The sequence below is a fragment of the Mucilaginibacter aquariorum genome (assembly GCF_024498135.1).
GTDB classification, from domain to species: Bacteria; Bacteroidota; Bacteroidia; order Sphingobacteriales; family Sphingobacteriaceae; genus Mucilaginibacter; species Mucilaginibacter aquariorum.
The window spans coordinates 106,090-120,753 of sequence record NZ_JANHOH010000013.1 but is presented as its reverse complement, the minus strand read 5'-3'; the positions used below and the strand labels follow the sequence as shown (position 1 = coordinate 120,753).

The window sequence follows — 14,664 nt, the reverse complement described above, 5'->3', positions numbered from 1 at the left end:
CAATCGCCGGCCACACTTATCTTTGAAAATGAAAACACCACAAAGTGTTTATAAACAAAAATCCCAGCTACTCTCGTAACTGGGACTATCGTAAAATCTGTCAACTTATTTCAGGACGATTCAGAGTTACATTTTCATCCCGGTGTCTTTTTTGGCACTATCTTTCTTAGTGCTGTCTTTCCACATCTTTTTGTCTTTCTTCATCTTCTTCATGTCTTTCTTCTTCTTAGTCGAATCTTGCTGTGTTTGCTGTACCGGTGTGGTAGCAAATGCATTTACACAACCAAATGAGATGGCGGCAATCGCGATCATACAGATAGTCTTTTTCATAACAAGTTAATTTAAGTTTTTTAGTTTCTTTCTATCTAACGCAAATTAACTGCCAATTATTCCACTATCTTTTAAATTAAATTACTGTGCCGCTTGGAATTACCGCTCTTTTCTTCACAATAACAATTCCATCGGTAACCGTATAGGTTGGGAAATCGCCATCAGGAAGCGGTTCGCCACAGTTTATTTTTACATCATCGCCTATATAAGTGTTTTTATCAATGATTGCATTTTTGATAGAACACCTATCGCCAATACCCATAATTGGCTCGTTATTGGCTTTTGCAATGGCTATATCTTCAAGCGTTTGGTAATTATCGCTACCCATTACATAGCAACTTTCAATTTCGCTGGCAACACCAATACGGGTACGGATACCAATAAGGGAATGAATAATGTGGGCGGCATTAATAATACATCCATCAGCAATAATAGAACGATCTATCAGTGTACCCGATATTTTGGTAGGCGGCAACATGCGCGCACGGGTATAGATCTGGTTTTTATTAAACAGGTTAAACATTGGTATGTCATCCGTTAAACCCAAATTGGCTTCAAAAAAAGATGAGATAGTACCAATATCTGTCCAATATCCTTCATATTGATAGCTTAATACTTTGTGGCCGGTGATGGCTTGCGGGATGATTTCCTTCCCAAAGTCAGGGTGATCGTTTCCTTCCAGCAGCTCAAATAACAGTTTGCGGTTAAACAAATATATACCCATTGATGCCAGGTAAACGCGACCTTCGGCTTTCATTTCATCACTTACATCAGATGCCCAACTTTCAAAATCCTTTTTGGGTTTTTCAATAAACGAGGTTATCATGCTATCCTCATCTGTTTTAAGGATACCAAAGCCAGGCACATCGTTAGCATGCACCGGTATGGTGGCTATAGAAATATCGGCACCGGTATCAATATGCTTTTGTATCATTTCCTCAAAATCCATTTGATACAACTGATCGCCCGATAGGATCAGCACATACTCAAACTCGTGTGTAGCCAGGTGGTGCAAGCTTTGCCTTACAGCATCTGCAGTACCCTGAAACCAACCACCGCTTGTAGGCGTTTGCTCAGCGGCCAAAATATCAACAAAGGCAGTGCTGAACGTACTAAAGTGATACGTGTTTTTAATGTGTTTATTAAGCGATGCCGAGTTGAATTGTGTTAACACAAATATGCGACTGATACCCGAATGCAAACAGTTGGAGATGGGTATATCCACCAAACGGTATTTACCAGCAATTGGCACTGCCGGTTTTGAACGGGTTAATGTAAGTGGTGCCAAACGGCTGCCCTGGCCACCTCCAAGTACAATGCTGATTACTTTTGATGTCATATCTTAGGAATTAAACTTTCATATAAATTCATATATTCTTTGGCCGACCTGTCCCACGAAAAATCAAGGGCCATCATGCGTTTGCGCAGTGTTTGTATTTTCCGGCTATCTTTATACAGCACAGCCGCCCGGGTAACCGATACGCAAATATCATCAACACTTACGTTGGCAAAGCGTATGCCATAACCGCCTTCCTCACCAAAATCAATCACGGTGTCTTTTAAACCGCCTGTGCTTCTTACCATAGGCATTGTACCATAACGCATGGCGTACATCTGGTTTAGCCCACAAGGCTCCACGCGCGATGGCATCAGCAGGAAATCGACCCCGGCATAAATAAGGTGCGCCAATGATTCGTCATAACCAATGAATACGTTGCAGTTTTGAGGGTGCAATTGTTTTAGCAGGCTTAAGGATAATTCTGTAGCACTATCCCCGGCACCGAGTATTAAAAAGTTAACATTATCGCCATGCTCTTTTATGCTTCTTTCGATAGCGGCAGGCAACACATCCGAACCTTTTTCGCTAACTAAACGGCCAATAAAGGCTATCAATGGTTTATCGACTGATAAGCCGAAGCGTTCGCATAATATCTCTTTATTTTTTTGTTTGCCTTTTGTAACCGTTGTGGGGTTAAAGTGCTCGGGTAGCATAGGGTCAGTTTCGGGGTTCCATACCTCGGTATCAATGCCGTTGATAATGCCCGTACCTTTATCCCGTTCTACATAGAACAGATATTCCAGCCCGTTAGAGCTTATGCTTAATTCCTGCAAATAACTTGGCGATACAGTGGTAAACCGCCAACAGCATTTCACCGCCGAAGCCAGCGGGTTAATTGCCCCGTTCCAGTCCAGCAGGCCTGTTTTATAAAAGTCGATTTCGGGCAGGTAGTTTAATTTTTCCCAACCAAAAGCGCCGTGGTACTGGCCGTTATGGATAGTAAATATGGTTGGGATATGCGCCAGCCTGCGGTATAATGCCGAGTGGTACATCATAAACGGCACCAGGCCCGAGTGATGGTCGTGGCAGTGGATCAGGTCGGGCGTTTGGCCGCTCCAGTTTATCCAATCCAAAAACGCTATCTGGAAGGCAATAAACTGTTCTTTTTCGTCCGGGTAGCTATAAACATTTTCCCTATCCAGCAGGCCCGGTATTTTTACCAGGTATAGCTCAAAGCCCAACGTATCGGTTTGTTCTTTTAAAATCTCAAAATAGATCCTGCGTGTGCCTAATAATGTAGTGCCCTGAAAAACAATATCAAACGCGTTCTCGTGTACAAACTTACGATTGTAATAAGGCATAACAACAGCGGCCTGCAACCCTGCCAAATTCTGATATTTGGGCAGCGCGCCAACCACATCGGCAAGGCCCCCAACTTTAGCAACAGGGTAACACTCGGCACTCAGGTGAAAAATTCTCATTCAGGATTATATAATGGTTTAAGGTACTAAACATTTCCCCAAATGAACAAACACATAATTGGAAAAATGTGTTTAAAAAAGTGATATTATTTAATTAAAAAAGCGCAATAATTACAATATCAGCATAAATGAGAATTAGGGAGTAGGGGTTTTTGTGAAATTGTTAATGATGTTTGGAGGTGGGCTTGGGCTAAAGCCCAATGCGCCCCTACTATTCCGTTGGCTGAAGCCAACGGCAATGACGGAAAGATGCTGGTGCATTCATTGCCGCCCCATTTATGGGACGGATGTAAAACATGCAAATCCGGCTTTAGCCAAAAAACCGTGCTTTAACTACAATTGTGAGCTTGTCCAATCATTAACGATCATGCATAACGCATAAGTTTTCGACAAGCTACCATGACAATTGTTATTAAATGGTGTGAGAAGTGTTCACGTTCACGGCCGTGAACACCATCGTTAACTCACAAATAACTGATAATAAGGGCTATTGAAAATAAGGTGCTGACAAAATAACGTCACCATTAAATCCAAACTCGGCGCAAGCACTATAATACAGGTCACCACTGAATGGCTCCTCAAAGATATATCATGGTACCTTCAAAGGCCACGGGATTTTATAACTCAGACTGACATACCTAATTATACTTAATGCGCTTCCAACCAGTTCAACCCTGTACCTATCTCTACCATTATAGGTACTTCGGTTTTAATGGCATTCTTCATTTTTTCCAGGATAATAGGTTTTACGATCTCTATCTCGTGGTTGGGCACATCAAAAACCAACTCATCATGTACCTGCATGGTCATGCGGGCATCAAGCTTAAGAGCTTTAAACTCTCGGTGAATGTTGATCATAGCAATCTTGATCATATCCGCCGCCGAGCCTTGTATTGGTGCGTTGATGGCATTTCGTTCGGCAAAACCGCGTACTGTTTGGTTGGCAGAGTTGATATCACGTAGATAACGGCGACGCCCCATAAGGGTGCATACGTAACCGTTCTCACGGGCAAAGTTCATCGTGTCGGCCATGTATTGTTTGATGCCCGGGTATTGGGCAAAGTAATTCTCTATGATCTCGGCAGCCTCTTTACGCGGGATGCCCAAATTTTGTGATAAACCAAATGCCGACTGCCCATAAATAATACCAAAGTTTACCGCTTTGGCATTACGGCGTTGTGTGGTATCTACCTCGTCAATACCTACACCATACACTTTAGCTGCGGTAGCTGTGTGAATATCGATATTATCGATAAAGGCCTGGCGCATGTTGGGGTCTTTACTTATCTCGGCGATTATGCGCAGCTCTATTTGCGAATAATCGGCAGATACAATGCTGTGGTTTTCATCGCGCGGGATAAATGCTTTCCTTACTTCTCGGCCCCGCTCGGTACGGATAGGGATGTTTTGCAGGTTTGGGTTATTAGAACTTAACCTGCCCGTAGCTGCTACTGCCTGGTTGTAACTGGTATGTATGCGGCCGGTTTTAGCGTTCACCATCGTAGGCAATGCATCCACATAAGTAGATTTTAGCTTTTGCAACTGGCGAAAATCCAGTATATCCCTCACAATATCACTTTTCGCGGCAAGGGATAACAGTACATCTTCACCGGTTTGGTACTGGCCTGTTTTGGTCTTTTTGGCTTTCGGGTCCAGCATTAATTTTTCGAACAATACCTCGCCCAGTTGTTTTGGCGATGCGATGTTGAACCGCACGCCTGCTTTTTCAAATACGGTTTTTTCCAGTACGGCAATATCCGTTTCCAGTAGTTTCGAGAACTCCTTTAATGTTTCGTGGTCAATACGTACACCTTCATGCTCGATATCGGCCAGCACATATATTAGCGGATTCTCAATATTATGTAACAGATTTTCGGCCTCTACTTCTTTTATCTTAGGCTCGAAAACAGTTTTTAGCTGCAGGGTAACATCAGCATCCTCGGCGGCGTAGTCTTTTATTTTTTCTATCTCTACATCACGCATATTGCCCTGGTTTTTGCCTTTAGGGCCAATAAGCTCGGTGATAGAAACGGGCTTGTATTGCAGGTAATTTTCTGACAGGATATCCATATTATGGCGGGTATCTGGGTCAATAACGTAATGAGCCATCATGGTATCAAACAAGTCGCCCTTCATTTCCACATCGTACCATTTCAGCATCAATATATCAAACTTCAGGTTCTGCCCTATTTTGCCAATATTGGGGTCTTCAAATACCGGTTTAAACTCGGCTACAATCTTTATAATTTCCTGCTCATCAACAGGTACTGGTACATACCAGGCCTGGTAATGCTTCACCGCGAATGATAGGCCTACCAGCTCGCATTGATTGGCGTCTGTACCGGTGGTTTCGGTATCAAAACAAAAGCTTTTTTGTTGCTTTAGGATATTGATTAGTTCGGCACGTTTCTCAAAAGTATCGGCCAAAATGTATTCGTGCTCAATGGTGTTAATATTCTTGATGTCTACCGGCGTTGGCGCTTCGTAAATATCCTGTACATCAACTTCGAGTGTTGTACGGCCATCGGCAACCGGGTTGCCAAACAGATCGGTTTGTACCGATACGGCGCGGGTTTCGGTGATGCTAAAATCATCGCCAAATACACGGCGGCCCAGTGTTCTAAATTCCAGTTCGGCAAATAGTGGCTCCAGCAGGTCTTTGCTTGGTGCGCACATTTCCAGTCCGGCCTCATCCAGTTCAACCGGCGAGTTTAGATTGATAGTTGCCAGTCGTTTCGACAACAAGCCCTGTTCAGCATATTGCTCTACGTTTTCGCGCAGCTTACCTTTTAGCTCGTGACTGTGTGCTATGATCTCTTCTACAGATCCGTATTGTTTAATTAATGTTTTGGCTGTTTTTTCGCCAACACCGGGGATGCCGGGGATGCCATCAACGGCATCGCCCCAAAGGCCAAGGATATCAATCACCTGTTCGGGGCGCTCAATTTCCCATTTCTCCAGCACTTCTTTTACACCCAATATCTCCATCCCGTTACCCATGCGGGCGGGCTTGTAAATGCGGATATTTTCTGATACCAGCTGCGCAAAATCCTTATCGGGTGTCATACAGTAAACCTGGTAACCTTTTTGTTCGGCTTTTTTGGCAAGTGTGCCAATGATATCATCGGCTTCGTAACCGTCAGATGTAATAAGCGGGATGTTAAAACCCAGTACTACTTTAAATATATAAGGCAAAGCTTTGCTCAAATCTTCGGGCATTGTCTCGCGATGCGCCTTGTATTTTTCATATTCGGTATGGCGTTCTGTTGGGGCATCGGTATCAAAAACCACGGCCATGTGTGTAGGTTTCTCTTTACGCAGAACCTCGAGCAGGGTATTTGTAAAACCCATAACAGCCGAAGTATTTAAGCCCGCCGAGGTAAAACGCGGGTTTTTGCTTAAAGCAAAATGTGCCCGGTATATCAGGGCCATACCATCCAATAGAAAAAGCTTCTTCATATTATTTTATGATCACACCGATTGGTGTATGATTTCAAAAATACGATTTATGTTAGTCTATCCGCATCAAATTTGTAATTCCTTACCCGGGAGGGCAGGGAGGGTTTGCCGCGCTTAATTAACCCCTACCTCCTCCTTCCCCAAGGAAGGAATCGCATAGGCAGCGCTTTTTATCATCTAAAACTACACTCCGGGATATGATCGTTAACCATGCCTGTTGCCTGCATGTGGGCATAGCAAATAGTGGTGCCGAAGAATTTAAAGCCGCGCTTTTTCATGTCCTTACTTATCGCGTCAGACTCCGGTGTGCTTACGTGTGGCCCGGTATAGGTGATGATGGGTTTATTATCGGGCATAAAGCTGTACAGGTAATTATTGAACGAGCCGAACTCCTTCTGCACTTCGATAAACAGTTTGGCATTGTTTATAGCCGCGTTTATTTTTAAGCGGTTACGGATAATGCCCTCGTCCTGTAGTAACCGTTCCTGATCCTTTTCGGTAAACTTAGCCACTTTCTCTACATCAAAATTGGCGAATGCCTTGCGGTAATTATCGCGCCTGCGCAAAATAGTTATCCAGCTTAAGCCGGCTTGTGCCGATTCAAGCGTTAAAAACTCGAACAGTACTTGGTCATCATGTGTTACCTTCCCCCATTCTTCATCGTGATATTTCATGTAAAGCGGGTCGGTACCACACCAGCCGCAGCGGGTTATTTGTTTTGTTGGCATAGGTAAATATATTAAACTTCTGTTATTCAGTTAATAGTAAAGACGGCGCTAAAACATACTGGTTTGCTTTCCGCCCTTTGGTGTAAACAAAGTGAGATCATACGGTGGCATTTCGCGGCCAGACAGGAAACGAACACAAGCCATGCGGTATAACTGATGTATTGATTGCGCAACATGCCCGTCGCCGCTCATGCGGCGGCCAAAATCGCTGTCGTTTAACTGCCCGTTGTGGCAAGCCTTGATCATGTTCAGCACTTTATCGGCACGCTCAGGGAAAGCCTTGTGTACCCAATCTGTAAAGATATCGGCAATGGAGCCATTGAGCCTAACAATGGTGAACCCTGCAGATAGCGCCCCCCTATCAGCCGCGGCTTTTATAATATCGGGGATCTCGCTACTATTTAAGCCGGGGATGATAGGCGCTACCATTACCCTGCAGGGTATGCCCTTCTCCGAAAGTTTCTGAATAACGGCCAACCGGCCCATACCCGTTACCGTACGTGGCTCCAGTTTTTGGCGAAGCGATTCATTTAAAGAGGTGATAGATATGTTTACATGCGCCAGGTTCATGCCGGCCATTTCGCTTAAAATATCTATATCGCGCAGCACCACATTATTTTTGGTGATAATGCTTACCGGGTTGCGGTATTTCAGAAAAACTTCTAAAAGCCCACGGGTAATTTTCAGTTTACGCTCAATAGGCTGATAGCAATCCGTATTGCCCGATAGCACAATAGGGACAGGCTCGTAACCTTTTTTGTTAAAATACTTTTCGAGCAGTTCGGGCGCGTTACGTTTCACTATGATCTTGCGCTCAAAATCAAGCCCGGCGCTAAAGCCATAATACTCGTGGCTGTTGCGCGCATAACAATATATACAACCATGCTCGCATCCCTGGTAGGGGTTAATAGAGAACATATGGCTTAGATCGGGGCTGTTAGATTCGCTTACTATCTTTTTGGGGTTCTCTTCAAAAAGCTGCGTATGCGTGTTTTCCAGCAATTGCTCATCTAAGCCTTCAATATGCTCTAATACATACTTATTTTTAAGGAACTTGTTGTGGGTGTTTACCTGTGCGCCGCGTCCCTTAAAAAACTCGGGGTTTTCTTCGTGTGACATAGAACAAATTTGCTAATTATTTTAGCAAATCACAACTCTATCATATTATTTTTTATGGCATAAAGCACAAGCCCTACGCGGCTTTTTATCTGCAATTTTTCGAAAAGCTGGTCGCGGTAGCCGTCAACAGTACGGGCGCTGATGCACATTTGATCGGCAATTTCTTTGTAGGTAAGTTCGGTACCGGCCAGTTTTAAAAACTCAATTTCGCGGCTATTCAGTTTAACCTGTTCATCATGTTTATTAAAATTTTGGACCAGGTGGCGAGTAACAAATTCGGGGTAGTAGATCTCGCCCTGTGTAACTTTTTTTAGTGCCTGTTCAAATTCATGTGGTTCGGCGTCTTTAAGCAGATAGCCTTTAACCCCTATCTTAACCATGGCAAGTACCTTCTCGGCATCTTCAAACATCGATAGGATAATGATATTTATTTCTGGATAGGCTTTACGTAACCATTGCGCTGTGCTTATGCCGTCCATAACGGGCATATTTATATCCAGCAAAATAATATCGGGTTTAAACTTGGGGGATATTTTACGCGTAAGCTCTTCACCGTTGCCTGCTTCAAAAAGAATTTTATAGCCGGTAAAACTGTGTATTAATGATACCATACCGCTTCTAAACAGGCGGTGGTCATCAACCAGGGCTATTGTGGTTTCCGTTGGCATTTATGTTTTGTGTAAGGGGGTCTATAGCAATTTTAATACAACAACCCTTGCCTGGCGCGCTGTCAATAACAGCAACGGCACCAATTAAGGCAGCCCTGTTCACCATGTTTCTTAAGCCCGAGCCACCATCTGGCAGCGCATTAACTAAGAAACCCACCCCGTTGTCACGAATGGTTAAATTAAACAAATGATCAAAATAATCCAAACTGATCTTTAACTGTTTTGCGCCCGAGTGTTTAAGGGCATTATTAAGCGCTTCCTGGAAAATGCGGAACAGTACCAGTTCGCGCTGTTCGCCCAGGTTATGGGCATCGCCGCCTATGGCCAATTCAATAGCAATGATGCCGCTTTTATTTATCCGCCCGGCCTCTATTTCAATAGTTTTTACAAGGCCAAGCTGAACGATATGCTCATAGCTAAGGCTTTTAGACAGATCGCGCAGGTCATTTATTACCTGTGCAACCAGGTTACGGCTTTCGCTTATCTTTTGTTCGGCTTGCTCGCGTGTGGCTTTCGCCGGTATGGCCAGGTTTAGTTTTACAAAAGATAACACCTGGGTAATGTTGTCGTGGATCTCGCGACTAATGTGATTGAGTGTTTGCTCCTGCATTTCAACCTGGGTTTTCAGCAACTCCTGCTGGAACCGCACTTGCAAATGCTCCTTATCTATCGCGTTCTGATTATGTTTTTTCTGATAAAAAAACAAAAAACTGATGATGAATATCCCTAATAATAAAAGCATAATTGTGCCTGCAATTATTAAAACTATTAGCTCTTCGTCCTTATGCATAAAAACGATATAGTTAAAAAGGAATATAAAATGGCATTCGCGATATTAGATAGCACCAGGTGTAAAACGTAATAGTCGTAATTTTTTTTGTACGCCATGTAAGCAAAGGACGAGTAAAATAAAAACTGCCCAAGGCAAAAAAACAACAGCCCCGTATTTAGCCAAAAACCCGGAAGCCGTAGAATCCTTAACTCTTTGTCTGTATAGTTCATCAGCTCATAAAAGTAAAGGCAGGTAATAGCTATAAGAACGGCAAATTGCAGCAAAATGGTAATGGTATCTAAGTTCCAAAAGCCTTGTATAAATGCCATATTTATACCAGAGAAAAGTATAGATATAACAATAAAACGTTTTATCCATACCTTAAATCTCTCTGTTTTAATTAAGCCGTGTATAAAAACACTGTAGAACAAGAAGAAAATAAACAGAGTAATATTAGTTATCCAAAGATTACTCTGTTTAATTATGAACCAGTTTTTTATTGACCCAAATTCATAGATCAGGATAAAAAACAAGTATGGTATAAAGTAAATGTACCTGGTATGCTTAAGTGCCTTATATTTTATAACCGATGTTATAAAAGCCAGCAGCTCGAAAAACAAATAGGCAGATAAAAGCATATTAAGAAACGCCACAGGTTAAATCCGGAGGGCAAAGTTTACCATTATCAAGGCCACCGCCGCTAATACCTGCAATCATTACTACATCGCCCTTTGTTAGTAGGTTAACATCTTTAGGTGCCAGCACTACCATTACCTTGCCCTCGTATTCTTTTGGCTGATTAGCATTATAAATAGCTTTATTGTGCAACCCAATATGAATTACAAAATCGTCTGAGCCTGGGTTTGCCGCAAAAAATTGATCAATGCGGCTTTTTTTGAATGTGATGGTACGGGTGTCATTCATTACTGGGTCCTTGCCATTAGTAGAATTCATTCTTCTCAGCTGCCCCACTTTTTCTTCTATCCAGGTTTGGTCAAAGTATTTCTTAGACAACCCCTTGATTTGATCAACTGTTACCTCGTCGCCATTAAGTTGTTTATCCGGCGAAAGTTCATCTGCAATTTTTGTAAGCATCGTTTTAAGATTAAGGTTTAAGTGATTTATATTTAGGATGTAAATTAAGTTTAAACTAAGATACTGGCAAGCAAAAAATTGCTACCCCTTATTTTTTACCTATTTCATTTGGTTTATTTTTTAAAATACGCAGTAGAAGTCTCTCCTTCATCATTTGTAGATATTATTAATTCGCTGCTGGTTAGCTTTTCTACAGTGGCAATATTGGGTTCGCCATCAACAATAAAGGTTATTTTATTCCCGGATAAACTCCATTTCGCGTTATCGCCGTCTATACTGTCATAGGCTGTGCCATTTTCATTTAGCTGAAAATACTCGCCGTTGCTAAAGGTTTCTGTATCGCCATCTTCTACAAACTTTACGTACAGCCACTTGCCAACAAGCTTGCTTTTTGATATTGAAGCGGGATCAGACCCATCGCCGTTTTTCTTGCTGCACCCGGTAAAGGCAAATAAACTGGTTATCAGTAATAAGGTAATAAATAGTAGCTTTTTCATAATTGTAACGGGAATCTTTAGTGGTTTTGTGAATGCTAAGGTATAGACACCGCATCTGTAAGAAGCCCGTGTTTTCACGGTATTTAATGGTTTAAAACACAGTAAAGTTTAGGTGTTATGGGCGTTGATACGCGTTGCTTACAAATAGAAATTTGTCTTTAAGCAATTGTTTAATTGCGGCCGGGAAAGCCGAAAACGGAACAGAGTAGGCAAATGAATGTATAAAATGAAAAACTTTAACCTTTCAAAATTTTTATTGATCCCGCTATTATGTGCCGGCCTTACCGCTAATGCACAGAATAACAGCCTGACCATTAATGACAAGCCTGCTAACACTACAAATGCATTGGTAGCCATGCCGTCCCACACAAGCACCTTTACAGGCGAGAAAAACATTGAACAGAAAAGCGCTCTTAAAAATGCCACGTTTGCAGATGGTTCGGCTTCAACATTCTCTATTGGATTAGAGCCGGAAGTACTGTTACCATTGGGCAATTTTAAAAATTCATCATCGGTAGGTGTAGGTATCAACTTAAAAGGTTTATATCATCTAAGTGATGCCGGGGCTGTAACCGGTACAGTAGGTTACAACTACTTTGTATCAAAAGAAGATGTCGGTTTTAAATACTCGGGTATCCCTATAAAAGTGGGTTACATGGCTAAGCTTGGCGATATGTTTTTTGTTGAGCCGCAAGTAGGTTTTTACAGCCTGCGTGCATCAGATGATGATGACAATTCTTCAACCAGTACCAATTTACTGTTAGCCGCTAAAGTTGGGCTTAATATCGGCGAAAAATCTCACCTGGGTATTGGCTACAACTACATAAAAGTAACCGGCGGTTCATACGCGTTTGCCGGTCTTAGCTATCTATTTACATTTTAATAAAATCTTATAATCAAACTTTACACACATTTTTATGAAAACTTTAAAAAGAAATTTATTCGTTAAAAGCCTGCTCCTTTTATTAGTGGTAGTATTTTTAGGCAGTTGCAAAAAGGATGGCGGTGACGATGGCGGCAATGAAGTTGGAAAAGGCTCATTTACCGTTAAGGGGACTACACATAGTGGCCCATGTGTATCTGTTGCTGCAACCAGCGGTGTAAGCGGCAATATAGATGTTGTTATAGCCGATGAAAGTGGCGCATCGTTTACGGTTTATAATATGCCAACCGGTGGTAGCGGCACAAGTAACGTTGTCGAATTCACTGATAGTAATGGCTTCTCTTCCGAGCTGTATGCATTGAGTGTTACCGGCAGTACGCTTTATTCTTCTACCGGCGGAACTATTACCAAAACGGGATCAAGCTCATACAAATTCTCTATAAATATGATCGACCTGAGCACCGATGAGCAAATTACTATAACCGGTTCGGGCAAATATTAATCTTAACCTTATCACACAATTTCATACGGCGCATGTTATTCCCACATGCGCCGTTTTTTTCAACGCTTACTATATAAACCCGTTTCACGCCTGGCCGACAGGTTCTCATCCCGCCCCGATAAAGCAAGAGTTAACAGGGCTTTAAACGCCCTTTATAAAAGCATTACTACCAAACCGGGTAAAAAAGGATTAGTAATACCATTTGATATTTATAAGGACAAATTTATCATCTTATCAGACCAGCATAAGGGTGCGAGAGATGGGTCGGATATATTTGCCCGGTCTGCCCGGAATTATTTGGCTGCTCTTGACCATTATCATAAAGAAAACTTTATTTACATTAATCTGGGAGATAGCGAAGAGCTTTGGGAAAACCTGTTTATAACCATGAAACGGCACAATAAATCTACTTTCGACGCAGAAAAACTGTTTATTGAACAGGATAGGTTTGTAAAAATATTTGGCAACCACGATCTGTATTGGGATAACGACCCGCTTGCCGCGGTTAGCTTGCTGCAAATATATGGGCGCGCTATTCGCATTTACGAGGGGGCTATATTACAAACTACGATAAACAATAAACCCCTGGAAATTTTTATGACCCACGGCCATCAGGGCGATCTGCAGAGCGATGGTAATTGGTTTAGCAAGTGGTTCGTATCTAACATGTGGGGCCCGTTGCAAGGTTACCTGCGTATAAACCCTAATACACCTGCTTATAATAACTTGTTAAAAACCGATCATAACCGCATTATGTATGAATGGAGCAGTCTGCGGAAAAACATGCTGCTTATAACCGGGCACACGCACCAGCCGGTGTTTAAATCGTTAACACAATTAGAGATACTTTATATTAACCTGGAAACGGCCAAAAAGGCGGGTGATATTATAAAAACGGCCAAACTGGAAAGGAAAATAACCCGCCTGCACCTGCAGGGAAATACTCAGCCCGATTTTAACGGCTACCTGGATACCTATTTCAATACCGGCTGCTGTTGCTTTAATGATGGCGATATCACCGGCATAGAAATAGCCGATGGCTGCATCCGTTTGATAAAATGGACCTATCAAAGAAAGGTGGGTGAGCGAATGGTGTTGGAAGAAAGTAAATTGGAGGATTTGAATATTTTAGGAGGAGCGGGGGTAGACGGTGTGTAGAGCGCACTTCAATCCGGACACAACGCACCTATTACCCATCCAATAAAAACACAAATAACTCTTTAGGCCCATGGGCGCCTAAAACAAGCGTTTTTTCAATGTCGGCAGTACGGCTTGGGCCGGTAACATGGCTTATCATTGATGGCATACTGCTGCCATATTTTTCTTTTAGCAGTTTAAACCCATCCTTCAGGTCAAGCACCAGTTGCGAAGCATAGGCCAGCACAATATGCACCGGCGGATAAATGCTTAAACGCCTGCCCGCGGCATTGGCGTTAGAGAGTAAAATAGTGCCGTTACGGGCTATCAACGCCTCGCAAAGGGTGAACCCTACTTCGGCTTGTTCAAAATCTTTATCGGTTTCAAAAAAGGGGTATTCGTAAGTTTTAAGCATTTGCTGCAGGGCGGGCTCCCAACAGTATATTTTATGCCACTTGCGCTCCTCGGCCAACTCCAATAAGTTCTCTATAAACTGCACCTCATCCTCACAAAAAACAAACTGGCCGCTTACCCCGGTAAATTGCTCGGCAAAAAGCACTTCCAGCATCTCTTCGTTTGCCGGATACATGGGCAAGTCTTCCAGGTTTGGATAGGGATTGTCGCGTTTCTCTAAAAGGGCTTTACGCACTTTTTTCAATAGCTTTTCTTTTGATGTAGTAATATCCCTCATGGTTAGCCCAAAAATAACAAGTA

The 14,664-nt window shown here is 42.6% G+C and carries 15 protein-coding genes; 3 read left to right on the top strand and 12 right to left on the bottom strand.

Features of this window, described 5'->3' with window-relative positions; translation table 11 throughout:
- Positions 1 to 126: 126 nt before the first annotated feature.
- The 11 genes from NPE20_RS25580 to NPE20_RS25530 all read right to left on the bottom strand — a co-directional run bounded on the left by NPE20_RS25580 (position 127) and on the right by NPE20_RS25530 (position 11,428).
- A complete protein-coding gene (locus tag NPE20_RS25580; RefSeq protein ID WP_256541556.1) occupies positions 127 to 330 on the bottom strand; it encodes a hypothetical protein in 204 nt (67 codons plus the stop codon).
- 76 nt (positions 331 to 406) lie between these two features.
- On the bottom strand, positions 407 to 1,669 hold the full coding sequence (locus NPE20_RS25575; protein WP_256541555.1) for a glucose-1-phosphate adenylyltransferase: 1,263 nt from the start codon (positions 1,667 to 1,669) through the stop codon (positions 407 to 409).
- Positions 1,666 to 3,090 carry a glycogen synthase gene (locus NPE20_RS25570; RefSeq protein WP_256541554.1) on the bottom strand — a complete coding sequence of 475 codons (1,425 nt, stop codon included), beginning with the start codon at positions 3,088 to 3,090 and terminating at the stop codon, positions 1,666 to 1,668. The genes NPE20_RS25575 and NPE20_RS25570 overlap by 4 nt, the downstream gene beginning before the upstream one ends.
- A 648-nt stretch (positions 3,091 to 3,738) precedes the next feature.
- Positions 3,739 to 6,549 (bottom strand): DNA polymerase I, encoded by a 2,811-nt coding sequence (gene polA / locus NPE20_RS25565; RefSeq protein ID WP_256541553.1) that lies wholly within the window; start codon positions 6,547 to 6,549, stop codon positions 3,739 to 3,741.
- Positions 6,550 to 6,722: 173 nt separating this feature from the next.
- A complete protein-coding gene (locus NPE20_RS25560) occupies positions 6,723 to 7,277 on the bottom strand; it encodes a DNA-3-methyladenine glycosylase I (RefSeq protein WP_256541552.1) in 555 nt (184 codons plus the stop codon).
- A 48-nt stretch (positions 7,278 to 7,325) separates the two neighbouring features.
- Positions 7,326 to 8,396, bottom strand: coding sequence for a PA0069 family radical SAM protein (locus NPE20_RS25555; RefSeq protein ID WP_256541551.1), 1,071 nt, complete (start codon positions 8,394 to 8,396; stop codon positions 7,326 to 7,328).
- A gap of 29 nt (positions 8,397 to 8,425) precedes the next feature.
- Entirely contained in the window at positions 8,426 to 9,064 is a 639-nt protein-coding gene (locus tag NPE20_RS25550; protein ID WP_256541550.1) for a response regulator transcription factor, read from the bottom strand.
- Complete coding sequence (locus NPE20_RS25545; protein ID WP_256541549.1) at positions 9,033 to 9,854, bottom strand: sensor histidine kinase; 822 nt, start codon at positions 9,852 to 9,854, stop codon at positions 9,033 to 9,035. Before NPE20_RS25545 ends, NPE20_RS25550 begins: the two co-directional genes overlap by 32 nt.
- Positions 9,833 to 10,165, bottom strand: a complete 333-nt coding sequence (locus NPE20_RS25540) for a hypothetical protein (protein ID WP_256541548.1) — start codon at positions 10,163 to 10,165, stop codon at positions 9,833 to 9,835. The genes NPE20_RS25545 and NPE20_RS25540 overlap by 22 nt, the downstream gene beginning before the upstream one ends.
- A 310-nt stretch (positions 10,166 to 10,475) precedes the next feature.
- A complete protein-coding gene (locus NPE20_RS25535; protein WP_256541547.1) occupies positions 10,476 to 10,931 on the bottom strand; it encodes a hypothetical protein in 456 nt (151 codons plus the stop codon).
- A gap of 113 nt (positions 10,932 to 11,044) precedes the next feature.
- Positions 11,045 to 11,428: a lipocalin family protein gene (locus tag NPE20_RS25530; protein WP_256541546.1), complete on the bottom strand. Its 384-nt coding sequence runs from the start codon at positions 11,426 to 11,428 to the stop codon at positions 11,045 to 11,047.
- 226 nt (positions 11,429 to 11,654) lie between these two features.
- On the opposite strand from NPE20_RS25530, the gene NPE20_RS25525 reads away from it, so the two are divergent.
- Genes NPE20_RS25525 through NPE20_RS25515 form a run of 3 tightly spaced genes read left to right on the top strand, consistent with a single transcriptional unit; the run spans position 11,655 to position 13,971 of the window.
- Positions 11,655 to 12,311 (top strand): hypothetical protein, encoded by a 657-nt coding sequence (locus NPE20_RS25525; RefSeq protein WP_256541545.1) that lies wholly within the window; start codon positions 11,655 to 11,657, stop codon positions 12,309 to 12,311.
- A gap of 34 nt (positions 12,312 to 12,345) precedes the next feature.
- On the top strand, positions 12,346 to 12,813 hold the full coding sequence (locus NPE20_RS25520; RefSeq protein WP_256541544.1) for a hypothetical protein: 468 nt from the start codon (positions 12,346 to 12,348) through the stop codon (positions 12,811 to 12,813).
- 45 nt (positions 12,814 to 12,858) lie between these two features.
- Positions 12,859 to 13,971, top strand: a complete 1,113-nt coding sequence (locus NPE20_RS25515; RefSeq protein ID WP_256541543.1) for a metallophosphoesterase — start codon at positions 12,859 to 12,861, stop codon at positions 13,969 to 13,971.
- A 31-nt stretch (positions 13,972 to 14,002) separates the two neighbouring features.
- Here NPE20_RS25515 and NPE20_RS25510 read toward each other — a convergent pair whose 3' ends face one another.
- Positions 14,003 to 14,641 (bottom strand): LutC/YkgG family protein, encoded by a 639-nt coding sequence (locus tag NPE20_RS25510; protein ID WP_256541542.1) that lies wholly within the window; start codon positions 14,639 to 14,641, stop codon positions 14,003 to 14,005.
- Positions 14,642 to 14,664: the final 23 nt, after the last annotated feature.

Coding starts and splice junctions, on each gene's coding strand:
- NPE20_RS25555 (WP_256541551.1), bottom strand. CDS start 8,396: ATGTCACACGAAGAAAACCCCGAGTTTTTTAAGGGACGCGGCGCACAG.
- NPE20_RS25525 (WP_256541545.1), top strand. CDS start 11,655: ATGAAAAACTTTAACCTTTCAAAATTTTTATTGATCCCGCTATTATGT.
- NPE20_RS25530 (WP_256541546.1), bottom strand. CDS start 11,428: ATGAAAAAGCTACTATTTATTACCTTATTACTGATAACCAGTTTATTT.
- NPE20_RS25535 (WP_256541547.1), bottom strand. CDS start 10,931: ATGCTTACAAAAATTGCAGATGAACTTTCGCCGGATAAACAACTTAAT.
- NPE20_RS25550 (WP_256541550.1), bottom strand. CDS start 9,064: ATGCCAACGGAAACCACAATAGCCCTGGTTGATGACCACCGCCTGTTT.
- NPE20_RS25560 (WP_256541552.1), bottom strand. CDS start 7,277: ATGCCAACAAAACAAATAACCCGCTGCGGCTGGTGTGGTACCGACCCG.
- NPE20_RS25545 (WP_256541549.1), bottom strand. CDS start 9,854: ATGCATAAGGACGAAGAGCTAATAGTTTTAATAATTGCAGGCACAATT.
- NPE20_RS25520 (WP_256541544.1), top strand. CDS start 12,346: ATGAAAACTTTAAAAAGAAATTTATTCGTTAAAAGCCTGCTCCTTTTA.
- NPE20_RS25510 (WP_256541542.1), bottom strand. CDS start 14,641: ATGAGGGATATTACTACATCAAAAGAAAAGCTATTGAAAAAAGTGCGT.
- NPE20_RS25540 (WP_256541548.1), bottom strand. CDS start 10,165: ATGGCATTTATACAAGGCTTTTGGAACTTAGATACCATTACCATTTTG.
- NPE20_RS25575 (WP_256541555.1), bottom strand. CDS start 1,669: ATGACATCAAAAGTAATCAGCATTGTACTTGGAGGTGGCCAGGGCAGC.
- NPE20_RS25570 (WP_256541554.1), bottom strand. CDS start 3,090: ATGAGAATTTTTCACCTGAGTGCCGAGTGTTACCCTGTTGCTAAAGTT.
- NPE20_RS25580 (WP_256541556.1), bottom strand. CDS start 330: ATGAAAAAGACTATCTGTATGATCGCGATTGCCGCCATCTCATTTGGT.
- NPE20_RS25515 (WP_256541543.1), top strand. CDS start 12,859: ATGCGCCGTTTTTTTCAACGCTTACTATATAAACCCGTTTCACGCCTG.
- polA (WP_256541553.1), bottom strand. CDS start 6,549: ATGAAGAAGCTTTTTCTATTGGATGGTATGGCCCTGATATACCGGGCA.